Genomic DNA, 22,520 nt, shown 5'->3' with positions numbered 1-22,520 from the left:
GTTGCCTGGGCTTGGTTTCAGCTTCGTGCATTCGAATAATCAGCCCCAAGACGCAAGCCAGTGTTTTCCTCCACAGCCCCCGTGCCGTCGAGGTAACCGTGCTTGCGTAGATCGGGCATGAGCACGGCGGCAATCAGGGTAATGACGCTCATCGCCGCCACGTAGTAGTAGAAATACGACTCCACGCCCGCGCCGCGCAGGGACAGCGCTACGTACTCGGCAGTACCCCCACACAACGCGTTGCCCAAGGCATAGGGCAGCCCTACCCCCAGCGCGCGGACCGTGGCGGGGTACAGGTCTGCCTTCAGCACGCCGGTGACCGGCGTATAGAACGCTGCAATCAGGAGGCCCAGCATGACCAGCGCGAAGGCTTCGTACGGGTTGTTGACGCTCTTGAGCCCCGTGAGCAACGGTACGATCAACAGGCTCGACAGCAGGCCAAAGGCAATCATGCTGTTTCGCGAACCAATCCTGTCAGCCATCATCCCGAACACCGGCTGAAGGCACATGAACACCACCAGCGCGGCTGTCATGATGAAGCTCACGGTCGACGCATCGAAGCCCGCCGAAACCACCAGGTATTTCTGCATGTAGGTGGAGAATGTATAAAAGTGCAGCGAGCAACCCGCAGTGATGGCAATTGTCAGCAGCACGGCTTTCTTGTGCTTCATCAGCGCTTTTATCGAGCCCGCTTCCTTGTGTTTGGCGCCTTGGTGACTTGCCGTTTCAAGCATCGAGCGGCGAAGGTAGACCACCACCAGCGCACTCACTGCACCAATGAAGAATGGAATCCTCCAGCCCCAGGCCTTGAGTTCTTCGATGGGCAGCAGGTTCTGCAGCACAACCACAGTCAGCAATGCCAGCAGTTGCCCGGCAATGATCGTGAAGTACTGGAACGAGCCAAAGAAGCAGCGCTTGCCTGTACTGGAAATCTCGCTGATGTAGGTAGCACCGGTACCGTATTCAGCCCCTACCGAAAGGCCCTGCATCAAGCGGGCAATCAGCAACAGAACCGGCGCGGCCATGCCAATGGTTTCGTAGGTGGGCACCACCGCGATCATCAGCGAGCCCCCACACATCAGAAAGACGGAGATGATCATGGAAAACTTGCGGCCACGCGTGTCAGCGAGGTAACCGAAAATCCACCCGCCCAGGGGGCGCATGAAGAAGCCGACAGCAAAAATGCCGGCCGTTGCCAAAAGTTGTGTGGTCTGGTCGCCCTGAGGGAAAAAAAGCGCGGCGAAGTAGATTGAGGTGTAGGCGTAGATGAAGAAGTCGTACCACTCCACCAGGTTTCCGGAACAGGCGCCGAGAATGGCGCGGATCCGTTGGCGATTGGTCAGGTTACGGATATCAGGCGCAGCAGGATTGTGATTGTTGGCGTGCATGGGGAACTCCAGATCTGAGGCAAACGCGAGGCAAGAACAACAGCGTTGGTCTGCGTCGAGCTACTGGCTTGGAGTCATCACAGGAAAAGCAGGCGGCAGTACGCGGGGCGATGGAACGCACATCATGGGGGGCACCTTCTGGGATCTATTATTTTACAAGCCAGCGAAAGCGCACTGACTTTTATCCCGGGCAAAGCTACGCCCTCACCTGAGTAGCGGCCAGACCCGCTGCCCTCTAGCAGTTATGCCGCGATTGAATAGCTTGGCGCAGCCGTTTCAGAGCATGTGCCCCGCCCAGATGCCTTGGGCCACCAGCTCGCTGGCAATGTCCACAAAGGTCTGGCCGACGTAGCGCGTTGCAGGGCTTACCTGCCGATCGGCGGGCAGCACGAGCACCAGCTTGCGCATTGGCGTCGGGTCAACCAGCGGCGCGGCGCATAGCGTGCCGTCATTCAGGCGGGAGTAAATGGAGGCCAGTGGCAATGCCGTATAGCCAAAACCATTGCGCACCAGGTCGATCATCGCGCCAAAGGAGTCCGCCTCGACACTGGTGGTGATCTTGAAGCCTCGCTCAAGGGCGCACTGGTCCATGATCTTGCGCAGCCCATGGCGGGGGCTGGGCAGCACCATCTGTTCATTGGCCAATTCTGCGAACGGCACGGCCGTGTCCAGGTTCAACCTGGCCTCGGGAGGGCCAACCAGGACCAGGTTCTCCATCATTACCGGTTCGATTCGCAACGTGTGCAGTGGCTGCGGATCGTATGAGATGGCCAGCTCCAGCTCGCCCCGCTGCAACCAGTCCAGCAAATAGCCGCTAAACGCCGATGAAAAGCGGATCGAGAGGTCCGGGTGAGTGTCGCGGATGCGCTGCACCAACGGCACAGTGACAATCTCGGCGATGGTCGGCGTGGTACCGATGGCGACCATGCCGCGAAACGCGGCACGACCGCCGGCTACCGAGGTACGGATGGACTCGAGCTCGTTCATGATTCGGGTGGCCCGTTCAAGAACCTCGAGGCCGGCAGCGGTGATTTCCATACCGCGGCCATGCCGCTCGAACAGGTAGACGCCCAGTTCCTTTTCCAACTGCCGAATCTGCCGGCTCAATGCAGGTTGCGCCACATGGAGCCGGTCCGAAGCCTTGCTCAGGCTGCCAAGCTCGGCCACATGGATCAGGGTTTTCAGTTGCACTACGTCCATCGGTCAACCACTGGCAAAGAAAGGGGCGCCTCTGAACGGCGTTTTTCACAGTCTAAAGACAGCCTTGGTCATCAGCTATAGCATTTGGGCATAGCAGCTAGCACCAAAGGCATACGCCACGACGCGAATTGGCTATCGATGCCTCACACTGTTGAAGAACCTGCAGCCCCCTGGGTTGTGCCACGAGCGGTTGCCGGCTGTGTATCCGGGTCCTGCAGCTCCCCTTCCCACTTGGCGACCACCGCCGTGGCGATCGAGTTGCCTACGGCGTTGGTGGCCGAGCGCCCCATATCGAGGAATGTATCGATGCCCAGAATCAGCAGCAGCCCCGCTTCGGGAATATCGAACTGCACCAGCGTCGCCGCAATGACCACCAGTGATGCACGCGGCACCCCGGCAAGCCCCTTGGATGTAAGCATCAACGTCAACAGCATCAGGATCTGCGTACCAAGGGTCATCTCGATACCGTACGCTTGGGCGATGAACAGCACAGCGAAGGTGCAGTACATCATCGAGCCATCGAGGTTGAAGGAGTAGCCCATGGGCATGACAAAACTGGAAATTTTGCGGCTTACTCCGAATCGGTCCAGCGCCGAGAGCAGTTTTGGATAGGCCGACTCGGAACTCGCCGTAGCGAACGCCAGCAGGAAGGCCTCCTTGATCAGCGCCAGAAGTGCGAAAACCCGCCGCCCCAGGAACAGCGCCCCAGCCATTATCAGCAATAGCCAAAGCAGGATCAGCCCCAGGTAGAAGTCGCGCATGAACACCGCGAACGTTGCGAGGATCGACAGGCCGTTAACCGCGACTGTGGCGGCCATCGCAGCCATGACAGCCAGCGGTGCCAGCTTCATGACGTAGCCCGTGATGAGAAGCATGGCCTGGGCCAATTCGTCGGCAAGGCGCACGAGGCCCTTGGCTTTTTCGCCCAGGGCCGCCAGGGCTACACCAAAGAACAGTGAGAACACCACAATCTGCAGGATCTCGTTGTTCGCCAGGGCCTCGACGAACGACCTGGGCACCAGATGCGTGACAAACGCCTTGAGGGTGAAGGCAGATGTCTGGAGGGACGTGGTTGCGCTCACGTCCGGCAAAGGCAGTGCCAGATGATGCCCTGGCTGCAGGATGTTGGCCATCATCAGGCCCACCGCCAATGAGAGCAGCGAAGCCGTCAGGAACCACATCATCGCCTTGCCAAAGACTCTGCCCACCGCACCGGCGTCGCCCATGTTAGCAATCCCTACCACCAAGGTGGAAAACACCAGCGGCCCGATCAGCATCTTGATCAGCCTCAGGAATACGTCCGATATCACCGAAATGTACCCGGCAGTCTCGGTAGCAGCTGCCTTGTCAGGGCTGGTGAGGAAAATGACATAGCCGATCACCACGCCTAGGAACATTGCGAGCAGTATCCAGCCCGCCAGCGGTAGTCTGAATTTCATTGAGCACCTTTATTCAACCAATAGGGACCGTCACCGCCAGAGCGGTGCACTACGGAACGAAGTAGGACAGTGCAAGATGCCGAAAACAGCATGGTGAGGATGGTGTATCGGCCAATGGCGACTCTGCAGTGGTGAGCCACCCGGCGAGCGTGCGCAGGTAACGAAGCAACATGGACAACCCTCGATCTTATTGTTGTTTTGATTCGACAGCGGCGCAGCCGCGACCGAGCAGGCAACCTAACGTTTTCACCTGCTGCCCAGAAGCGCTGAGCGCGTCTATCAGCTATGCCCGCTTTATATAGCCACTGGCGGGCGTGCCCGGGCCATGCTTCACACGACGCGGCAGTCAGTCGCACTCAACGTCGATGACCTGTGGCATGGGCGCACCTATGCCGCTACGGCATATCTCAAAGAAAAAAACGGTAGTCGTCCTGCGCTGCATCTCGCCGCATGATGAGGAAAAACAAAAGCAGCACTGCCGGGAGATACCCATGTCATCGCAAGAAGCTGAACAGAACTGGCAAGAGGACGTGTTCCGTGTTCTCAAGGCCCACGACGTCAAGCACGTCGTATTCGTACCGGACGCTGGCCACTCGGCGTCCATTCGCATGTCCTATGCAGACCCCGACATCAAGGCCGTTGTGCTCACCACGGAAGAAGAAGGCATTGGCTACCTGGCCGGCGCCTGGCTGGGTGGTGAACGCGGCGCCCTGCTGATGCAGTCGAGCGGTGTCGGCAACTGCATCAACACCCTCGCCTTGCAGAACTGCGCTGGTTTCCCCCTGCTGATGGTTGTGACCATGCGGGGGGACTGGGCTGAATTCAACGCCTGGCAAAACCCGATGGGTCAGGCCACTGAAGCCTCCCTGAACCTGATGAAAGTGATGACCTGGCGCGCTGACAAACCTGAGGATGTGGCCCCCCTGCTCCATGGCGCCGCCACCATGGCCTTCAACGGCGATGCCGCCACCGCCCTGCTGCTTGGTCAGCGCCTGATCGGAGAAAAGAAATGGGTCAAGTAAGCGCCAACCACGTACTTTGCCGCCGAGAGGTCGTCCGTACCTTGCTCGCCGATCGCAATGATGTGCTCGTCGTCACCGGCCTGGGCTCTGCCTCCTATGATGTGATGGCCGCGGGTGACCACGACAACAACTACTACCTTTGGGCGGCCATGGGCAGTGCCATTACCGTGGGCTTGGGCCTCGCCAATGCGCAGCCGGACAAAAGCGTGGTGGTTGTCACCGGGGATGGTGAGCTGCTGATGGGGTTCGGCGCACTGGCCACTGTTGCACTGCAGCAGCCGAAAAACCTGACCATCGTGGTGCTGGACAACGGCCACTTCGGTGAAACCGGCATGCAAGTCAGCCACGCCGGCTTCGGCATCGAGTTGGACCGGGTCGCTGAAACCTGTGGCTTTGCCTGGACCCAGGAAATTCGTGAAATGGACGGGGTCCATGCCCTGCGTGAGCGTTTCGCCAATCGGGACGGGGTCAAGCTGGCCACGGTGAAGATCAAAGCCGAAAACCCGCCACGTGTACTGCCGCCGCGTGATGGCCAATACATCAAGAACCGTTTCCGCGCCGCCCTTGGCTTCCAGCCTATTTGACCGTGTTACAGGGTCGGGCCGGCGGCCGAACCACGATGACGCTGCCGGCCTGCCCCACCCTGGAGAATGATGATGATCGACAACAGTCAAGAAGAACTCAACGCCATTCGTGAGGGTGTACGTGCCCTGTGTGGCGATTTCCCGGCCGAATACTGGCGCAAGGTCGACGAAGAAAAAGGCTTCCCTGAAGCCTTCGTCAAAGCCATGACTGAGGCCGGCTGGCTGTCGGCGATGATACCCGAGGAGTTTGGCGGCTCCGGCCTGGGTCTGGCCGAGGCCTCGGTGATTCTTGAAGAAGTCAACGCCTGTGGCGGCAACTCCGGCACCATCCATGGCCAGATGTACAACATGTTCACCTTGCTGCGTAACGGCAGCGAAGAACAAAAGCGCTACTACCTGCCCAAACTGGCCAGTGGCGAGCTGCGCCTGCAGTCGATGGGCGTGACAGAGCCGACCACCGGCACCGATACCACCAAGATCAAGACCACGGCGGTTCGCAAAGGCGACAAGTACGTGATTAATGGCCAGAAAGTGTGGATCTCTCGCGTCCAGCATTCTGACTTGATGATCCTCCTGGCGCGTACCACCCCGCTCGCCGAGGTCACCAAGAAGGTCGATGGCATGTCGATTTTCCTGGTCGACCTGCGTGAAGCCATCGGTAACGGCCTGACCGTACAGCCGATTGCCAACCTGGTGAACCACGAAACCAACGAGCTGTTCTTCGACAACCTGGAAATCCCTGCCAGCAGCCTGATTGGCGAAGAAGGCAAGGGTTTTCGCTACATCCTCGACGGGCTCAATGCCGAGCGTACCTTGATCGCCGCCGAATGCATCGGCGATGGCCGCTGGTTTATCGAGAAATCCAGCCAGTACGCCCGTGATCGTGTGGTATTCGGCCGCCCGATCGGCCAGAACCAGGGCGTGCAGTTCCCCATCGCTGAAGCCTACATCGAAATCGAAGCCGCGGACCTGATGCGCTGGCGTGCTTGCGCCGAGTACGACAGCGGTCGCAACGCTGGCGCCGCTGCGAACATGGCCAAGTACCTGGCGGCCAAAGCCAGTTGGGAGGCTGCCAACGCATGCTTGCAGACCCACGGCGGCTTCGGCTTTGCCAATGAATATGACGTCGAGCGCAAGTTCCGCGAAACCCGCCTTTATCAGGTCGCGCCCATTTCAACCAACCTGATCTTGTCCTACGTGGCCGAACATCTGCTGGAACTGCCACGTTCGTTCTGACCTGGGTCCCCCTCGCCAACCGTGAGGGGCCTGCCATAACAAGAGAGACATCAATCATGAGTCAGCCCATTCGCCCACTTGACGGCATTACCGTCATCAGCCTCGAACATGCGATCGCAGCGCCCTTCTGTACCCGCCAGCTGGCTGACCTGGGCGCCCGGGTGATCAAGGTCGAACGCCCGGGCAGTGGCGACTTCGCCCGTGGTTACGATCAGCGGGTCAACGGCCTGGCCTCGCATTTCGTCTGGACCAACCGCTCGAAAGAAAGCCTGGCCCTTGACCTCAAGCAGGATATCGCCGGGGACATCCTTGACCAGCTACTGGCGCAAGCCGATGTGCTGGTGCAGAACCTGGCGCCAGGCGCGGCCGCCCGCCTTGGGTTGAGCTTCGAGCAATTGCACGAGCGCTTCCCGCGGCTCATCGTCTGCGACATCTCCGGCTATGGCGCTGGGGGCCCCTACGAGCAGAAAAAAGCCTATGACCTGCTGATCCAGAGCGAAGGCGGTTTTCTTTCGGTCACCGGTGGGCCGGGCGAAGACGGGATGGCCAAGGCGGGCAACTCGATAGCGGATATCGCTGCCGGCATGTATGCCTACACGGGCGTCCTCTCGGCCGTACTGTTGCGGGAAAAAACCGGCATCGGCAGCCACGTTGAAGTTTCGATGCTGGAGAGCCTGGTGGAGTGGATGAATTACCCGCTCTATTACGCCTACGAGGGTGCCCCGCCACCGCCTCGCGCTGGTGCAGCGCACGCCACGATCTATCCATACGGCCCATTCCCTATTGGCGATGGCAGCACCGTGATGCTCGGCCTGCAGAACGAACGGGAGTGGCAGCTGTTCTGCGAGCATGTGCTGATCCGGCCGGAGCTTGCGGATGATGATCGGTTTTCTGCCAACTTCAAACGCGTGGCCAACCGCGACGCCCTGCGAGCGTTGATCATCGAGGCTTTCGCCCCATTGAGCTTCGATACCGTTATTCAGCGGCTGGACCAGGCCAGCATTGCCAACGCCAAGGTTAACGATATGCAGGGTGTCTGGGAGCACCCACAACTAAAAGCCCGAGACCGCTGGCGGCGCATCGACACGGCCGCAGGCAGCGTGCCCAGCCTGCTCCCGCCCGCCACCAGCAATGCCTTTGCACCCCGCATGGGCCCGGTGCCGGCGCTTGGCGAGCACAGCGAAAACATCCTTGCCGAACTTGGCCTGACGCATGAACGAATTCAACAGCTGCGCGCTTCAGGGGTCATCTGACCCCTCTTTTTACCGCCTGTTGTGAACGCTCAAGAACAGAGTATTACTGCTTATGAAAGTGCTGGTCGCTATCAAACGTGTGGTCGATTACAACGTCAAAGTCCGCGTCAAGGCGGACAACGCCGGCGTCGACCTTGCAAACGTCAAGATGTCCATGAACCCCTTCTGCGAAATCGCCGTGGAAGAAGCCGTACGCCTGAAGGAAAAAGGCGTGGCGAGCGAGATCGTGGTCGTCTCCGTGGGCCCGCCCGCCGCCCAGGAGCAACTGCGTACCGCCCTGGCGCTAGGCGCCGACCGTGCCATCCTGGTCGAAGCCGTCGATGAGCTGAGCTCCCTGGCCGTAGCCAAAGCGCTGAAAGCCGTTGTCGACAAAGAGCAGCCGCAGCTGGTCATCCTTGGCAAGCAGGCCATCGACAGCGACAACAACCAGACCGGCCAGATGCTGGCCGCGCTGACCGGCTACGCCCAGGGCACCTTCGCCTCCAAGGTCATCGTTGCGGGCGACAAGCTGAACGTCACCCGTGAAATCGATGGCGGCTTGCAGACCGTGTCGCTGAACTTGCCAGCCATCGTCACCACCGACCTGCGCCTGAACGAGCCGCGCTATGCATCGCTGCCGAACATCATGAAGGCCAAGAAGAAGCCGCTGGAGACCGTCAAGCCTGACGACCTCGGCGTTTCCCTCGCCTCCACCAACACGACCCTGAAAGTCGAAGCGCCAGCTGCGCGCAGCGCGGGTATCAAGGTCAAGTCGGTGGCCGAACTGGTCGAGAAGCTGAAGAACGAAGCGAAGGTAATCTGATGTCTATCCTGGTAGTAGCTGAACACGACAATCACACACTCGCCGCGCCGACCTTGAATACTCTGGCTGCAGCCCACCAGATCGGAGGGGAAGTCGTGGTCCTGGTCGCGGGACTGGACGTTTCCGGTGTCGCTTTCGCGGCTGCGCAGATCGCTGGAGTGAGTAAGGTGCTAATGGCAGACGACGCTGCCTACGCGCGCCAGCTCCCGGAAAATGTTGCGCCGTTGGTGGCCAACCTGGGTCGCGACTTCAGCCATGTACTCGCCCCTGCCACCAGCAACGGCAAAAACATCCTGCCACGGGTGGCAGCGTTGCTGGATGTCGATCAGATCTCCGAAATCATTTCGGTCGAGTCTGCCGATACCTTCAAGCGCCCGATCTATGCGGGCAACGCCATCGCCACCGTGCAGTCGAACGCCGCAGTCAAAGTCATCACCGTTCGATCCACCGGCTTTGAGGCCCTGCCGGCAGAAGGCGGTAGTGCGCCGATCGTGGCATTGGCTGGCGCCCGTGATACAGGCATATCGGCGTTCGTCGGCGAAGAACTGGCCACGTCCGATCGCCCCGAGCTGACTGCGGCAGACATTGTTGTTTCCGGTGGCCGCGGCATGGGCAACGGTGACAACTTCAGCCACCTGTACCGCCTGGCCGACAAGCTCGGCGCGGCAGTTGGTGCATCGCGCGCAGCGGTAGACGCAGGCTTTGTTCCCAACGACATGCAGGTCGGCCAGACCGGCAAGATCGTGGCCCCGCAGCTGTACATCGCGGTCGGTATCTCCGGCGCGATCCAGCATTTGGCGGGCATGAAGGAATCCAAGGTGATTGTCGCGATCAACAAGGATGAAGAAGCGCCGATCTTCCAGGTGGCCGATTACGGACTGGTCGGCGACTTGTTCGAAATCGTGCCAGCACTCACCTCCACGCTGTAACAGGACAAAAACAATGACCCCATCAGCACCTGAAACCTGGATCGGTCGCAGTCAGACCGTGCACGATTGCATCAGCCATAACCTGGTAAAACGCATTGCCGCAACCCTGGGTGAACCAGCGCCAGCTCCGGGTGCCCCCCTGCCCGAACTCTGGCACTGGGCATTCTTCCAGGACGCCGTCGAGCACTCCGGGCTCGGCGGGGACGGCCATCCCGCGCGAGGCGGCTTCTTGCCCCCGGCGGATAACCGCAACCGCATGTGGGCAGGTGGTCGCCTGGAGTTCATCCACCCGCTGCGCGTGGATGCCCAGGTATCTCGCCGCTCGACCATCCTCAACGTTCAGGAAAAGCATGGGCGTACGGGGTCCTTGCTGTTTGTCACCGTACAACATGAGTACGTGCAAGACGGCCAGCGGGCGCTCATCGAGGAACAGGACATCGTTTATCGTGAGCCATCGCCACCCAAACTGGGCGGAACCGAGCCGATGCCGCAGGGAGACTGGCATCTTCACGTTCAGCCAAGCCCGACGCTGCTGTTCCGCTATTCGGCGGTGACGTTCAACGGCCACCGCATTCACTATGATTGGCCTTATGTGACCGAAACCGAAGGTTACCCTGGCCTGGTGGTGCACGGCCCCCTGATCGCAACGCTGAACGTGCAAGCATTCGTACGGGCGAACCCGCAATTGACAGTGCGTCGATTCAGCTTCCGTGGTGTTCGTCCCTTGATCTGCCCTGACGCGTTCGAGGTCGGTGGCCGATTGATCGGTGAGGGTAAAGCCCAGGTCTGGGCTGGCAATCAGGCAGGTCAGGCCCAGGTCGGCGAGATCGAATTCGTCCAGGAGGCACGCCAATGACACAACAACCCGTAGTCCGTAGCGCGCTTTTCGTTCCCGCGACTCGGCCAGAACGCATTCCGAAAGCATTGGCCAGTGGTGCGGACCGGGTCATTGTCGACCTTGAGGATGCTGTGGAAGAGACGCTGAAGGAGCAGGCGCGCAACAATCTCGACCAGTTCCTCGACGATCATCCGCAGGCCAAGGTGCTGGTACGGGTGAATGCGCCTGGTCATTGGGCCCACGAGGCTGACCTGTCGCTTTGCCGGCGTCATGCCGGGGTCATCGGCATTCTGCTGCCGAAGGCTGAAAGCGTCGACCAGATTGATCGCGCCCATGCCACTGGCAAAGCGGTGTGGCCAATCATCGAAAGCGCCAAGGGCCTGGCTGCCCTACCATCCCTGGCGGCAGCAGCTGGCGTAGACAGGTTGTCATTCGGCAGCCTGGACCTGGGCCTTGACCTTGGCCTCAGCACGGGTAGCGCAGCAGCCGAGCACGTGCTGGGGCACGCCCGTTACGCAGTGCTGCTACATAGCCGTGTCGCGGAATTGGCCGCGCCCTTGGACGGAGTGTTCCCCGCCATCCAGGATACCGACGGTTTGCAGCGTCAAGTCCGGTTTGCACGGGGCATGGGCTTTGGCGGTGCCTTGTGCATCCACCCAAGCCAGGTCAAGGTGATCCACGATGCCCTGAAGCCCTCGCATCACGAGCTGGATTGGGCTCGACGGGTGGTCGAGCAGGCCGAAGCTGGCGCCGGCGTATTCACCCTTGATGGCCAGATGGTCGACGCTCCGGTGATCCTGCGTGCCCGGGCAATCTTGCTGCAGGCGGGTTGAAGGGTTCAGTTCATGCTCCCGTTACAGCACGCGACCACTGTTCTGACGCGCAGGGGTAATCTGTATCGGGGGCACCCGTCGAAGAGGTGCCGTATGTGGTTGATGAATGGCGCAGCCCTGCCACCGCGCAAGTGCTGCAAGCGCTTGATCTGCCGGCTGCTGCGTGCCCTATCCAGGTTGCCGGCGTATGGTTGACGCCGCCCGTACATGCCCTCCACCTGTCACGCAGGCCGCGTCAGAGCTGATGGTTGAAATAGGCTATACCGCCATGACCATGCGAAAACTGGCGCAACGTGTCGGAATACTCCCAGGCAGCCTTTACCATCACGTCGACTGCAAACAGGATCTCCTGCTCAATGTGGTCCTGGACATCGTCGAAAAACGTCTTCAGGCGTGGCATGCGAGCGTATGCCCACGCGACCTGAAGGGATATGTGTGTTTCTCGCTCGATCGGCAAGTCACCGTCCCACAGGAAGATTTGATCCTGCGACACGAGGTCAGGCACCTTGAAGCCAGCCACCGGCGCTGGCTGGACCGGGCGAGTGCACGGCTGGCCCAGCCTGTGGAATGCATCATTCAGAAAGGTTGTGCGACAGGTCAGTACCGCGTGGATGACCCCTCCAAAGCCTCGGTGGCGATCGTTGCGATTATCGAAAGCGCCAACAGCCTGCGGCTCAGCAAGGCGCCTTTCGATGAAACCTGGATCCAGGAGCACATCCTGCAGGCGTGCAATGCAGTGCTGCGACCTCATCAACGCGCGCTCTGGTGCTCAGGCCACCGCAATCATCCTTGACCTATCCTGTCTGCAAGCACGCCCGGACGGAAAGGATCAGGACCTAGATCATGCCATTCAGATTCACGCTGTGGTCGAGCTTCGCGCAGTTCACCCAGGGGATCCGTAAAGAGTTCTCCAACCCGGACCGCCTCCCCCAACGCTTGCTGGACGAAGCCGAGACGCTGCTGTCCGTGTTGTTGGCTATCGGCATGGCGCATTATCTGGCTGTCGATAATGTCGGCTGGGCTGCTTTCAGTGGCTACATGGTGATGCGTTCAAGTCTGCACGACTGCGTTTACCGTGGCGGGCTCCGGATCATCGGCACTGCCGCAGGCGGCTTGGCCGCAGCAGCGCTACTGACTCAACTGCAAATCAGCGTGCATTGGCTTGGTCCCGTCATAGGGCTGGTCGGCGCAGGCACGCTGTGGTGCGCCATCCGCCATGAGCATGGTTACGCCTGGCTGTTTGCCGGACTGACATTCGCCATGGTGGCTATCTCTGGATTTGACGCGACGGGCGGCCCATCCGTGATCGAGATAGCCAGAACCCGCCTGGAGGAAGTGGCATGCGGCACCCTTGCCTGCTGGTTCGTAGCCATGCTCTCCGGCCGGACTGTACGCAAGATGTTTCCCGATGGTGCGTTATCTTCCCGATCTGGCGCCCGCGTGAACGAACCGGACCTTGACCGTTGCCTGCTACGTCATGTGCTGCAGGCAGGCCTGGCGTTGGCGTTGATCCCTTCCTCGGGTATCTGGCTGGAAGTGGGGGGATTGAGCCAGGCAGCTATCACCGTCATGGCCGTGATGATGGTGCCACCGGGGGCGCTTTTGCCAGGTAGCCGCGCAGTCACGCTGCGCAATGTTCATCGCCTGGCAGGCTGCTGCGCGGGCGCTGCCTGTGCGGGGCTGGCTTTATGGCTGGTAGGCTCGAACTGGATCGCCATGACCCTGGCAATGTGCATCGGCGTGATGGTCGGGCGGCACATCGAGAACAGTAACCGCTCATACGCTTACGCCGGCACCCAATTTTCCCTCGTGTATCTGGTAGTGATGGTGCCTGATACTTACGTCAACGTCAGCCCTGCGCCCGGGTTCATCCGCCTGGAGGGGGTGCTGGCAGGTTTCGTCCTGATCGGCGTAATACGCCTGGCGAATCAGTTGATCCGCCAGGGCGCCTCCCGATGAACCCTAGGCTGACGAATGATTGCTGGCCTGGAGCCGTTGTCGATAGGCTGCAAACACTTGCGGGTTGACCATACGTGGCCCCTCCTCCCCGCGCAGCACCTGCAGAATTTGCTCCGCTGCCCATAGCCCCATGCGCAGACGGGCCTCGCGTGTTACACCTGCGGTGTGATACAGGCCTACCACGTTATCAAGCCCAAGCAATGGATGATCGAGGGCTGGCGGCTCTTCGTCCCAGACGTCGATACCCGCCCCCCCAAGGTGGTCACAGGCCAGCGCCGCATAAAGTGCGGCCTCGTCATGCAGGCCGCCACGCGCCGTATTGATGAAAATGGCGCCCTTGCGCATCGACGCAAACGTTGTTGCGTTCATCATGTTCAGCGTCGAAGCCAGGCGGGGGCAATGTAACGACACGACATCACTCTGCTGCAAAAGCGTCTTGAGTTCGCAGCCTGTTGCGCCTCGCTGATCGATCAGCTCGCTTGTCAGTAACGGATCATGGGCGATGACCCACATGCCCAGGGCGTGGGCGATACGTGCTACCCGTGTACCTATCTCACCGATACCGACCAGACCCAGCGTTTTTCCTGAAAGCTCGAAGCCCATCAAATCTTCGCGAGAGAAACCTCGATCCCTGCGCAACCGCCGATCCGATTCGCTGATGCGCCGCGCACTGTCGAGCATCAGCCCGATGGTTGCCTCTGCTACCGATTGGGCATTGGCACCGGACTGGTTCACTACCAGAACGCCGGCACGGGTGCAGGCATCGACGTCGACGGTGTCATAACCGGCCCCATTGGTTGAGACACAAAGCAGGTTTGGCAGTTGGTTGAGTAGACGTTCCGTCACACGCCATTCAGGCGGAAGCTCATCGCGTGCGGATGGCACTTGGTACACCTGGCAACTGCGCAGCGCTTGCATGATCAGCGCGGGCGCCTGGTCACGCGGTACGGTTTGCAACACCACATTGGCTGAAGCTTCGAGCGTCTGGGCCATCACCGGGTGGTACCAGACGTCGAAGCGTACGATCTTCTTCGCTTCGCTATTCATGCTCGCCTCACCTCAATGGCTGATGTGGGATGGCGTGGATTTGCCTCCCATGAACTTGCGCACCCCAATGTTCTCCTCGACCTTGCCATCACCATCCAGGTAGCCATGTCTGGAGAGGTCTGGCATCAACAGGGAGGAAACAAGGGTGATGGCAGCGATAGCCGCGACATACAGATAGAAGTACTCCTCCATGCCCAGCGAGCGGAAGCTCAGTGCTACGTATTCAGCGGAACCCCCGAACATTGCCGCACCTACCGCATAAGGGAGCCCTACACCAAGGGCCCGAACGGTTGGCGGGTAGAAGTCTGCTTTCAGCACGCCAGTAACCGGCGTATAGAAGGCTGCAATGAGCAACCCGGCGACCACCAGCGCGAATGCACTCAGCGGGTCCTGAACAGACTTGATCGCTGACAACAGGGGTATGACCAGGAACGTGGACAGCAGACCGAAAATTATCATGTTGCGGCGTACGCCGATCTTGTCCGCAAGCATGCCGAAAACCGGCTGGGCAAACATGAAGATCACCAGCGCCGAAGCCATGATGATGCTCACTGTCGGTGCCGGAATACCGACGCTGACCACCAGGAATTTCTGCATGTAGGCCGTGAAAGTATAGAAGTACAGAGAACAGCCGATGGTAATGGTGAAAGTCAGCAGTACAGCGCGCTTGTGTTGCATGAGGCCCCTGAGCGAACCCGCCTCCTTGCTCTTCATACCTTGCGCAGTGGCTGTTTCGCGCATGGTCCGGCGCAGGTACACCACCACGATCGAGGCCAGCGCGCCAATCAGGAACGGCACTCGCCAACCCCAGGCTTTCAGGTCCTGTTCAGACAGCACCAGTTGCAGCACTGCCACCGTCAACAGCGCCAGCAGTTGCCCTGCGATAATGGTCATGTACTGGAACGAGCCATAGAACGAGCGGCGCCCAGCGCGTGAGACCTCACTGATGTAGGTCGCGCCGGTGCCATACTCTGCACCGACCGACAGCCCTTGCATCAAGCGGGCGACTACCAACAGGACCGGCGCCGCGACACCGACAGTGGCGTAAGTTGGCATGACAGCGATCATCAGTGACCCACCGCACATCATGAACACGGAGATGATCATCGATATCTTGCGACCACGCGTATCGGCGATGTAACCGAATATCCAGCCACCCAGCGGGCGCATGAAGAAACCGACCGCAAATATACCGGCGGTGGCTAATAGCTGGCTGGTCTGATCGCCCGCCGGAAAGAACAGTGAGGCGAAATAGATTGATGTGTAGGCATAGATGAAGAAGTCGTACCACTCCACCAGGTTGCCGGAACAGACACCTACAATTGCAGTTGTACGCTCTTTGCGAGTCAACGGACGAGCCGTGCTCATATCTGCATTCATGATCGCTACCCTTGTTGTTATTGTTTTGCCAACTCGGGTACAGCTTTGCACAGCGATGGTGTGACGGAAGACCTGCCAAAGATCTAACAGCTATGCCTTGCGGGCATGGCCGTTTGTTTGAAACGCGCTGGCCGGCTCTGCCCAAATAGCCAGAGCTGGCAATCGGCGGGTAACCCAGCGACAGGTCTGCAAGCGGTTGGCGCTGCGGCGCTTACGCTTTGCGTTGCAAGGTGTGGTATCCAAGGTCCTCGCGAGCTTGCTTCAGGGTTTTGCCCTGGCTGATGGCTGTGCGGATATCGGCCTCGACCCTCTCGATCTGGCGGGCAAGCTGGGCTACGTCACGGGCGCGCCCGCGTGGCACCACGAGCACGCCGTTGGCGTCGGCGACCACGATGTCGCGTGGGCATACCCGCGCCTGGCCGACGGAGACCGGTTCGTTGACCGCACCAACCTCAACCCGGTCCTTGCCGGTACGCATGAAACGGCCCTTGGTAAACAGCGGGTAGCCGTCACCCAATGCCTTGTTGACATCGCGGCAGACGCCGTCGATCACTGTCGCGGCGATTTTTCGCGAGCCTGCATATTGGGTCATGATGTCGCCCCAGACAGTGCAGTCTGTGCGCCCGTCATTGTCGATCACCACCACATCGCCTTCGCCTACGTCCTCGATAAAGTCACCTACGGTGCCAGGCGGCACGCTGGCGCAAACATACCGGACGGTGAACGCAGGGCCGACTACGACCTGCTTGTAGTCGCCCAGCGGCATCACGCCAAAGCAGTGGCCCGGCAGGCCCAGTTTGTCCATCGCATCGGACACGCCCGGGGTGTCCAGGCCTTCGAACAAGGCGATCAGTTCTCTGTCTTCGGTGTTCATCTGCGGCTCCTTGGTAAGCTAATAAATGGCAGGTATGAGCGTCGGTATGGTTCAGGATGCGGTGGTTTTGGGTACCGGCTCGATAATGGTCAACAACAACACGAAACTGAGGAACGAACCGATCGCCAGGTAGGAGAACACGTAACTCCAGCCGTAGCTGTCGAGCAGCAAACCGGTCAGAAACGGCGTGGCCGCAGCGCCCAGCTGGCCGATCATGTTGACGATGGCATTGGCAATCGGGAATGTCTGTTTACTGGCCAGGGCCATGGGGTAAACCATGTAGGACGAGAAGCCGAAGCTCAGCACCACACCCGTGGCCATCAGCAGCAGGCCATAGGCCAGAGGGTCTGCGGGTGAATTGATCAGCAGGTACATCATCACCGAGGTACCCAGCGCTGACAGCAGCATCCCTGGCTTGCGCCGACCTGCCAGCCAACGGTCCGAACAGTAGCCTCCGAGCAGGTTGCCGAGCACGGCGCCAACCCAGGGCGCGGCCGAGACCAGCCCCATGTTCATCACCGTGAAGCCCTTGACGGTCATCAGATAAGTAGGGATCCACGCCAGCAGCACGCTGGACACCCCCAGCTGGAAGCAATAACTCAGCGCGCTGCCCCAGATCTGCCACGAGCCGAACACCTGCCGCCGGGTTTCCAGCAGCGGGACTTCGCGGCGGCGAATGAAGGCATCCAGGCGCCTGAAGCTACGTGCAGCAGGTCGCTTGGCACTGCCTGCCTGCGATGGGTCGCAGGGTGCCGGATCACGGATATAGTCCAACTCGCCCTGGTTGACGAACCGGCTTTTGGAAGGATGGTCTGCCACCATGAAATACCAGGCAATCGAGAGCAAAATGCCGGGCACTGCGAAAAAATAGAACACCTCGCGCCAGCCCCACACCGAGATGATCACAGCACACAGAGGCGGCACGATGACAGGGCCGAACTTCACCGCCGACAGAAAAATCCCGGAAGCAATGCCCTTTTCACGGGGAGGGAACCAGTTGTTGATAGTGGTCGTCATGCTGATCGGCAACGGCCCTTCTGCCAGGCCCAGGCCCAGACGATAGAGTTTCAATGCGACCAGGGACCCCGCCGTGCCAACCAGGCCGGTCAACACGGAGGTCATTATCATTGCACCTGGCAGGATGCGGCTGACGCCGAACTTGCTGAACGCAAGCCCGGCAGGGATTTGGGCCAGTGCGTAAGCCAGCAGGAACAGGCTCATGAGCCCACCTGCCTGGGCGTTGCTCATCTCGAACTCTTGCCGAATGAAAGGCAGCGCTACCCCGAGATTTGCCCTGTCCGCTGCTGCAATTGTGTAGATTGAAAAGATCATCCCCGCAACGATCCAGCGGTAACTGCTGCGCCCTTTGGCATGGGCAATTTCAGCGGTCGACATACTATGCGTACCCTTGTTGTTGTAATTCGTGGGTAATCTAGGCAGGGAAAAACAAGAAAAAAAGCGACAAATACTCAACTCAAATCATCACTTTTAGTGGACAATCTCCACTTCAACATCCGCGTCCGGCACCCACGCCAAGGAAAACAAGTGATCACCCTCAAGCAGATCGAAGCCATTTACTGGATTGTCGAGCTGGGCAGTTTCGAGGCCGCCGCAGCCAAACTGAACATGTCGCAGTCTGCGATCTCGAAACGGGTTCAGGAATTGGAGGACGCGTTCGGGGTGTCTATTTTCGATCGTTCGAAACGCAGTGCACGGCTCACGCAAAAGGGGGTCGAATTGCACGGGTGCGCCGTCGATATGCTGCGCCAGCGTGACGATCTGCTTGAACGCATCAGCTCCAAGGAAACCCTGATCAGAAGATTCCGCCTTGGCGTTACGGAACTTACCGCACTCACTTGGCTGCCTGCCCTGGTGGATCGCATTCATCAGACCTACCCAAGGGTCGACCTGGAACCCTCCATCGAACTGAGCACCGACCTGTTGCGCCGGCTGGAGAGCGATGAGCTGGACCTGATTATCGTGCCCGATATTTTCAAGGACCCACGCTTCATCAGTACGCCGTTGAAGGCAGTGGAGAACGCCTGGATGTGCGCCCCGGCTTTGCACCAGGGCGACGAGGCAATCAGCCTTCAGAAGCTTTCGTCCTTCACCGTGTTGACGCAGGGCGGCAGCTCGGGCACAGGCCAAACTTACGAGCGCTGGCTGGCCGAACATGACATACGGCTAGGCAAGACCCTCACCAGCAACTACCTCGTTGCGCAAGTGGGCTTGGCCATTTCAGGGGTGGGTGTCAGCTACCTGCCGCTCGCTTGCATGGGGACGTTGATCGCCCAAGGCCGTCTCAAGGTGATTCACACCGAGCAACCGCTACCAACCATCAACTATGTCTGCGTACACAGAGCCGATCGCTATCAGGGCCTAACGGTCGAAGTTGCGCGGCTGGCGCAGCAAACCTGCGATTTCGACAAACTAATCATCACCTGAAGCGATCATTTTCGATCAATAAATATCGCTAAAAGCAAACGCTTTTCTCTCCTACCATCGCCGAACCAGCCGATGGTTTTCACTTCATTCAGGAGATTGAGCATGTCGTTACCCGGGTCTCGCATCCTTGCATCACCCGCTCTGGCCCCCGCTTCGCTTATCGAAGCGTTCGCCTCAGTCGTAACCCCACACATCAGCGACAACCTTGGCCGCCACATCGGCGCCAGAGGCCTGACTCGCTACAACACCACCGGCAAGCTGGTGGGCACAGCGCTGACCATCAAGACCCGGCCCGGTGACAACCTTTATATCTACAAAGCCCTGACATTGCTTGAGCCCGGTCACGTACTGGTTATCGACGCTCAGGGTGATACCAACAATGCGGTCATCGGCGAGCTCATCAAGCTCTACGCGCAACAGCGCGGCTGCGTGGGGTTTGTGGTTGATGGGGCTATCCGCGACGTTGACTCATTTGCTTCGAGCCCCTGTTATGCGCGTGCCGTCGTGCATTGCGGCCCTTATAAAACTGGCCCTGGCGAGATCAACGTGCCGGTATCGGTTGGGGGCATGGTGGTGAATCCTGGGGATATCATCGTGGGAGACGAGGATGGAGTAGTTGCCTTCCCCCAGGCAGTCGCCCAACAGGTGCTGGCCCAGGCCCGGGCTCATGAAGCCCATGAAGAGCGGGTCAAAGCTGAAATCGCCACGGGTGCGATCGATCAGTCCTGGCTGGACAAAGTGCTTGAAAAGGCGGGGCTGGCTAACTGAGCCCTGAGCTTGCCACTGACCACACAGCCGCAGAGGCTCAGGCTCCCTGCCCCTTACAGGCAATAGAACTCGCTGACCTCTGCAACCACCTCGCCCTTGGCATCGTACAACCGCGCCTCAGGTGTCAGCGCCATCGACCGCCCCTCCAGCACATAGCGCTGGCCTGCCTGGAAGTTGGCGTAAGGGACCGTCAGGTAGCATTCGCGCACAGTAGTGCCGCCCATCAGGCTCAGCCCCCCGCCACCGCCCACCTCATAATCGAACCTGACGATCAGCTCATGGCTGCCCGGGCTCACTTGAAAGAAGCGCCCGTCGCTCAACCGTTGCTTATCCAGACGTTCGGCCATCAGTAACCTGTCATTGGGAAATGGCACCGAGAAATCGACCCAGGCCATCTGCGGATTGGCGCTTGGCAGCGGCGACTGGCAACCGGTAACTGCCGTGATTGCCAATAAAAGCATCATTGTGCGCATGATTGGTGCACCTGGGGCTGGGGCTTTCAGGATACCGCCAACCAGCATTCCATACCCTGCCTAATAGGTCCGTTCTGCCATTTCACAGGTAAACACGGCCGCAGGCGCGCAAGTGGGCTGCACAATTTCGGCTGCGCCGGTATGGTCAGGGTTCTGATATCGAACTGCATCGGAGGCAGTCATGACAACCCTCTTTCGCATCAGCGTGCTGGTGTTGGTCGCAGGCATGTTGCTGGGCGATATCCTGCTTGCCAGTGTCGGCCTGGCTTGCGTGTGCGGGGTTGCCGTGTACAGCAACATCCAGCAGGACAAGCAGCCGGCTTGCCCTGCAGATTCGGAGTTTCTGGCCTGACCGGTCACTCCTTGCGCAGCCGCACCTTTGCCGCCACAGCCGTCTAAGCTTGTGCCGAACTTTCCAGCTATCGAGGGACGAGGCGTACTCATGAGCAAGGTGCTGTCATCGCGTATTGGCCTGCGTGGCCTGGTTCTTGGCTTTGTCCTGCTCGCCGTGCTGAGTACCCTCTGCAACAGCCTGATCACGGCCTACAGTGTGCAACGCGACGCGCTGGTGCATTCGGCACTGGAGGCCAACCGTGCCTATGCCTTCAAGGTCGCCTCGAGCATCGATCAGTTTCTGTACTCGGTCAATGAACGCCTGAAGTACAGCAGCCAACGCCTGGGCAGCGACTTTGCCAATCGAGCGTTGCTCGAGGAAGAAGCACGCCGCCTGCAGGCCCAGGACTCGGAGTTGAACACCGTGCTGATCACCGACCCTGCGGGCAAGGTATTGCAGGCTTACCCGCCTGCGGTGCCGATCGGTTCGACGGTCAGCTCCGACGAACTACACCAGGCGCTCAAGGTGCGTCGGCCCATGGTCAGCCAGGCTTTTACCTCAACCAGCGACAAGCTGATCGTCTTCGTCTCCCAGCCTGTCTTCAGCCCCACAGGCGAGTATCTCGGGCTGGTCGGCGGCTCCGTGTTCTTGCAACAGCGTGGCGTGATGCATTCGTTGATTGGTGAACACCACCTCGATGGTGCCTTCGCCTTCGTCGCCGATGGCAACCGCCGGTTGCTTTACCACCCCGATCAGCAGCGAATCGGTGAAGTGCTCGGCTGGAGCGAGACGGTGGACAAGGCCCTGCTCGGTGACAGCGGCACGCTGGAGACGGTCAACTACCATAAGGTGCCGATGCTCGCCGGGTTCGCACACGTACAGGGCTCCAACTGGGCCGTGGTCGTCCAACAACCCCGGGAACAAGCACTGGCGCCACTGGGCAAGCTGATGCGCGACATGCTGGTCAGGATCATCCCGGCTGGGGTAATCGGTCTGGCCCTGATACTGCTGGGCGTCATGCTGATCACTCGCCCCCTGCGCGCGCTGGCCGGCCATGCCATCGACCTTTCGACGCCGAATGCCACCGCTGAACTGTCCGCGATCAACGCCTGGTACGCCGAGGCGGCGGCGATCCGCCAGGCGCTGGTAGTGCAGTCGCAGCAACTGCAACAGAAGATCGGCAGCTTGAACGCCGCCGCCGACACCGACCCGTTGACCGGCCTGGCCAACCGGCGTGCGATGAACGCGGCACTCCAGGCGCTTGATGCAAGCCAACAGACGTATTCGGCACTGGCGTTGGACGTCGACCACTTCAAGCGGGTGAACGACAACTTTGGTCACGATGTGGGTGACCTGGCGTTGCAAAGGGTCGCGCAAGTGATCCGCGACTGCACGCGGGCCGGGGACCTGCCGTGCCGGGCCGGTGGCGAAGAGTTCTGCCTGCTGCTGCCGAACACCGCGCTGAGCACGGCCTGCGAGGTCGCCGAGCGGATCCGCGCCACCCTGTGCGCTACAGCCGTGGCGCAGATCGGCACCTTGACCATCTCCATCGGTGTGGCCTGTCGGGACGCAGACACCCCCAGTGCCCCAGCCATCCTCAAGCGCGCCGACGAGCGCTTGTACCTGGCCAAACAGAATGGACGTAACCGTATAGTGGCCGAAGATCGGGTAACGCTCTGATGCCCGCAGCGTGAGGCTTGATCTGCTGGCCGCCTG

At 60.0% G+C, this 22,520-nt stretch carries 22 protein-coding genes; 14 read left to right on the top strand and 8 right to left on the bottom strand.

Annotated features, from left to right (window positions below):
• Nucleotides 1-17 precede the first annotated feature (17 nt).
• The 3 genes from N805_RS07530 to N805_RS07520 form a co-directional block, all read right to left on the bottom strand.
• Complete coding sequence (locus N805_RS07530; protein WP_019470867.1) at nucleotides 18-1,388, bottom strand: MFS family transporter; 1,371 nt, start codon at nucleotides 1,386-1,388, stop codon at nucleotides 18-20.
• Between the two features lie 276 nt (nucleotides 1,389-1,664).
• A complete protein-coding gene (locus N805_RS07525) occupies nucleotides 1,665-2,588 on the bottom strand; it encodes a LysR substrate-binding domain-containing protein (protein WP_019470868.1) in 924 nt (307 codons plus the stop codon).
• Nucleotides 2,589-2,731: 143 nt separating this feature from the next.
• Entirely contained in the window at nucleotides 2,732-4,027 is a 1,296-nt protein-coding gene (locus N805_RS07520; protein ID WP_046811308.1) for a dicarboxylate/amino acid:cation symporter, read from the bottom strand.
• Between the two features lie 491 nt (nucleotides 4,028-4,518).
• Between N805_RS07520 and N805_RS07515 the strand changes: the two genes are divergently transcribed.
• The 10 genes from N805_RS07515 to N805_RS07470 all read left to right on the top strand — a co-directional run bounded on the left by N805_RS07515 (nucleotide 4,519) and on the right by N805_RS07470 (nucleotide 13,483).
• Nucleotides 4,519-5,049, top strand: a complete 531-nt coding sequence (locus tag N805_RS07515) for a thiamine pyrophosphate-binding protein (protein WP_019470870.1) — start codon at nucleotides 4,519-4,521, stop codon at nucleotides 5,047-5,049.
• Nucleotides 5,037-5,633, top strand: coding sequence for a thiamine pyrophosphate-dependent enzyme (locus N805_RS07510; protein WP_019470871.1), 597 nt, complete (start codon nucleotides 5,037-5,039; stop codon nucleotides 5,631-5,633). The genes N805_RS07515 and N805_RS07510 overlap by 13 nt, the downstream gene beginning before the upstream one ends.
• Before the next feature lie 72 nt (nucleotides 5,634-5,705).
• The gene (locus tag N805_RS07505) at nucleotides 5,706-6,869 is read left to right on the top strand and encodes an acyl-CoA dehydrogenase family protein (RefSeq protein ID WP_019470872.1); all 1,164 of its coding nucleotides are present in this window, start codon (nucleotides 5,706-5,708) and stop codon (nucleotides 6,867-6,869) included.
• Nucleotides 6,870-6,925: 56 nt separating this feature from the next.
• Nucleotides 6,926-8,122: a CaiB/BaiF CoA transferase family protein gene (locus N805_RS07500; protein WP_019470873.1), complete on the top strand. Its 1,197-nt coding sequence runs from the start codon at nucleotides 6,926-6,928 to the stop codon at nucleotides 8,120-8,122.
• Between the two features lie 52 nt (nucleotides 8,123-8,174).
• Nucleotides 8,175-8,924 carry an electron transfer flavoprotein subunit beta/FixA family protein gene (locus tag N805_RS07495; RefSeq protein WP_028612876.1) on the top strand — a complete coding sequence of 250 codons (750 nt, stop codon included), beginning with the start codon at nucleotides 8,175-8,177 and terminating at the stop codon, nucleotides 8,922-8,924.
• Nucleotides 8,924-9,853, top strand: coding sequence for an electron transfer flavoprotein subunit alpha/FixB family protein (locus N805_RS07490; protein ID WP_028612877.1), 930 nt, complete (start codon nucleotides 8,924-8,926; stop codon nucleotides 9,851-9,853). Before N805_RS07495 ends, N805_RS07490 begins: the two co-directional genes overlap by 1 nt.
• A 13-nt stretch (nucleotides 9,854-9,866) precedes the next feature.
• Nucleotides 9,867-10,709, top strand: coding sequence for an FAS1-like dehydratase domain-containing protein (locus tag N805_RS07485; RefSeq protein ID WP_019470876.1), 843 nt, complete (start codon nucleotides 9,867-9,869; stop codon nucleotides 10,707-10,709).
• Nucleotides 10,706-11,524, top strand: a complete 819-nt coding sequence (locus tag N805_RS07480) for an HpcH/HpaI aldolase/citrate lyase family protein (protein ID WP_026034395.1) — start codon at nucleotides 10,706-10,708, stop codon at nucleotides 11,522-11,524. The genes N805_RS07485 and N805_RS07480 overlap by 4 nt, the downstream gene beginning before the upstream one ends.
• A gap of 187 nt (nucleotides 11,525-11,711) precedes the next feature.
• Complete coding sequence (locus N805_RS29715; protein WP_080956786.1) at nucleotides 11,712-12,317, top strand: TetR/AcrR family transcriptional regulator; 606 nt, start codon at nucleotides 11,712-11,714, stop codon at nucleotides 12,315-12,317.
• Between the two features lie 50 nt (nucleotides 12,318-12,367).
• The gene (locus N805_RS07470; protein ID WP_019470879.1) at nucleotides 12,368-13,483 is read left to right on the top strand and encodes an FUSC family protein; all 1,116 of its coding nucleotides are present in this window, start codon (nucleotides 12,368-12,370) and stop codon (nucleotides 13,481-13,483) included.
• 3 nt (nucleotides 13,484-13,486) lie between these two features.
• Here N805_RS07470 and N805_RS07465 read toward each other — a convergent pair whose 3' ends face one another.
• The 4 genes from N805_RS07465 to N805_RS07450 all read right to left on the bottom strand — a co-directional run bounded on the left by N805_RS07465 (nucleotide 13,487) and on the right by N805_RS07450 (nucleotide 18,179).
• The gene (locus N805_RS07465) at nucleotides 13,487-14,530 is read right to left on the bottom strand and encodes a hydroxyacid dehydrogenase (protein WP_019470880.1); all 1,044 of its coding nucleotides are present in this window, start codon (nucleotides 14,528-14,530) and stop codon (nucleotides 13,487-13,489) included.
• Nucleotides 14,531-14,542: 12 nt separating this feature from the next.
• Nucleotides 14,543-15,898: an MFS family transporter gene (locus N805_RS07460; RefSeq protein WP_019470881.1), complete on the bottom strand. Its 1,356-nt coding sequence runs from the start codon at nucleotides 15,896-15,898 to the stop codon at nucleotides 14,543-14,545.
• Between the two features lie 223 nt (nucleotides 15,899-16,121).
• Nucleotides 16,122-16,784 carry an RraA family protein gene (locus tag N805_RS07455; protein ID WP_019470882.1) on the bottom strand — a complete coding sequence of 221 codons (663 nt, stop codon included), beginning with the start codon at nucleotides 16,782-16,784 and terminating at the stop codon, nucleotides 16,122-16,124.
• 51 nt (nucleotides 16,785-16,835) lie between these two features.
• Entirely contained in the window at nucleotides 16,836-18,179 is a 1,344-nt protein-coding gene (locus N805_RS07450; RefSeq protein WP_026034396.1) for an MFS transporter, read from the bottom strand.
• A gap of 150 nt (nucleotides 18,180-18,329) precedes the next feature.
• Here N805_RS07450 and N805_RS07445 point away from each other — a divergent pair, with 150 nt between their 5' ends.
• Together N805_RS07445 and N805_RS07440 are read left to right on the top strand one after the other, a co-directional pair.
• Nucleotides 18,330-19,229, top strand: a complete 900-nt coding sequence (locus tag N805_RS07445) for a LysR family transcriptional regulator (RefSeq protein WP_019470884.1) — start codon at nucleotides 18,330-18,332, stop codon at nucleotides 19,227-19,229.
• 102 nt (nucleotides 19,230-19,331) lie between these two features.
• The gene (locus N805_RS07440) at nucleotides 19,332-19,997 is read left to right on the top strand and encodes an RraA family protein (RefSeq protein WP_019470885.1); all 666 of its coding nucleotides are present in this window, start codon (nucleotides 19,332-19,334) and stop codon (nucleotides 19,995-19,997) included.
• A gap of 53 nt (nucleotides 19,998-20,050) precedes the next feature.
• Here the strand turns inward: N805_RS07440 and N805_RS07435 are convergent, their stop codons facing one another.
• A complete protein-coding gene (locus tag N805_RS07435; RefSeq protein WP_026034397.1) occupies nucleotides 20,051-20,470 on the bottom strand; it encodes a hypothetical protein in 420 nt (139 codons plus the stop codon).
• A 181-nt stretch (nucleotides 20,471-20,651) separates the two neighbouring features.
• Between N805_RS07435 and N805_RS30725 the strand changes: the two genes are divergently transcribed.
• Nucleotides 20,652-20,822, top strand: coding sequence for a hypothetical protein (locus tag N805_RS30725; RefSeq protein WP_019470887.1), 171 nt, complete (start codon nucleotides 20,652-20,654; stop codon nucleotides 20,820-20,822).
• 90 nt (nucleotides 20,823-20,912) lie between these two features.
• Nucleotides 20,913-22,484, top strand: a complete 1,572-nt coding sequence (locus tag N805_RS07430; protein WP_028612878.1) for a sensor domain-containing diguanylate cyclase — start codon at nucleotides 20,913-20,915, stop codon at nucleotides 22,482-22,484.
• Nucleotides 22,485-22,520 lie beyond the last annotated feature (36 nt).

Source organism: Pseudomonas putida S13.1.2 (assembly GCF_000498395.2).
GTDB classification, from domain to species: Bacteria; Pseudomonadota; Gammaproteobacteria; order Pseudomonadales; family Pseudomonadaceae; genus Aquipseudomonas; species Aquipseudomonas putida_Q.
The sequence above is the reverse complement of the archived record's forward strand: the minus strand, read 5'-3'. Positions and strand labels throughout refer to the sequence as shown.

Bases quoted from the DNA above. Each gene is read 5' to 3' on its own strand.
- N805_RS07530 (WP_019470867.1), bottom strand. From the start codon at position 1,388: ATGCACGCCAACAATCACAATCCTGCTGCGCCTGATATCCGTAACCTG.
- N805_RS07525 (WP_019470868.1), bottom strand. From the start codon at position 2,588: ATGGACGTAGTGCAACTGAAAACCCTGATCCATGTGGCCGAGCTTGGC.
- N805_RS07520 (WP_046811308.1), bottom strand. From the start codon at position 4,027: ATGAAATTCAGACTACCGCTGGCGGGCTGGATACTGCTCGCAATGTTC.
- N805_RS07515 (WP_019470870.1), top strand. From the start codon at position 4,519: ATGTCATCGCAAGAAGCTGAACAGAACTGGCAAGAGGACGTGTTCCGT.
- N805_RS07510 (WP_019470871.1), top strand. From the start codon at position 5,037: ATGGGTCAAGTAAGCGCCAACCACGTACTTTGCCGCCGAGAGGTCGTC.
- N805_RS07505 (WP_019470872.1), top strand. From the start codon at position 5,706: ATGATCGACAACAGTCAAGAAGAACTCAACGCCATTCGTGAGGGTGTA.
- N805_RS07500 (WP_019470873.1), top strand. From the start codon at position 6,926: ATGAGTCAGCCCATTCGCCCACTTGACGGCATTACCGTCATCAGCCTC.
- N805_RS07495 (WP_028612876.1), top strand. From the start codon at position 8,175: ATGAAAGTGCTGGTCGCTATCAAACGTGTGGTCGATTACAACGTCAAA.
- N805_RS07490 (WP_028612877.1), top strand. From the start codon at position 8,924: ATGTCTATCCTGGTAGTAGCTGAACACGACAATCACACACTCGCCGCG.
- N805_RS07485 (WP_019470876.1), top strand. From the start codon at position 9,867: ATGACCCCATCAGCACCTGAAACCTGGATCGGTCGCAGTCAGACCGTG.
- N805_RS07480 (WP_026034395.1), top strand. From the start codon at position 10,706: ATGACACAACAACCCGTAGTCCGTAGCGCGCTTTTCGTTCCCGCGACT.
- N805_RS29715 (WP_080956786.1), top strand. From the start codon at position 11,712: ATGGTTGACGCCGCCCGTACATGCCCTCCACCTGTCACGCAGGCCGCG.
- N805_RS07470 (WP_019470879.1), top strand. From the start codon at position 12,368: ATGCCATTCAGATTCACGCTGTGGTCGAGCTTCGCGCAGTTCACCCAG.
- N805_RS07465 (WP_019470880.1), bottom strand. From the start codon at position 14,530: ATGAATAGCGAAGCGAAGAAGATCGTACGCTTCGACGTCTGGTACCAC.
- N805_RS07460 (WP_019470881.1), bottom strand. From the start codon at position 15,898: ATGAGCACGGCTCGTCCGTTGACTCGCAAAGAGCGTACAACTGCAATT.
- N805_RS07455 (WP_019470882.1), bottom strand. From the start codon at position 16,784: ATGAACACCGAAGACAGAGAACTGATCGCCTTGTTCGAAGGCCTGGAC.
- N805_RS07450 (WP_026034396.1), bottom strand. From the start codon at position 18,179: ATGTCGACCGCTGAAATTGCCCATGCCAAAGGGCGCAGCAGTTACCGC.
- N805_RS07440 (WP_019470885.1), top strand. From the start codon at position 19,332: ATGTCGTTACCCGGGTCTCGCATCCTTGCATCACCCGCTCTGGCCCCC.
- N805_RS07435 (WP_026034397.1), bottom strand. From the start codon at position 20,470: ATGCGCACAATGATGCTTTTATTGGCAATCACGGCAGTTACCGGTTGC.
- N805_RS30725 (WP_019470887.1), top strand. From the start codon at position 20,652: ATGACAACCCTCTTTCGCATCAGCGTGCTGGTGTTGGTCGCAGGCATG.
- N805_RS07430 (WP_028612878.1), top strand. From the start codon at position 20,913: ATGAGCAAGGTGCTGTCATCGCGTATTGGCCTGCGTGGCCTGGTTCTT.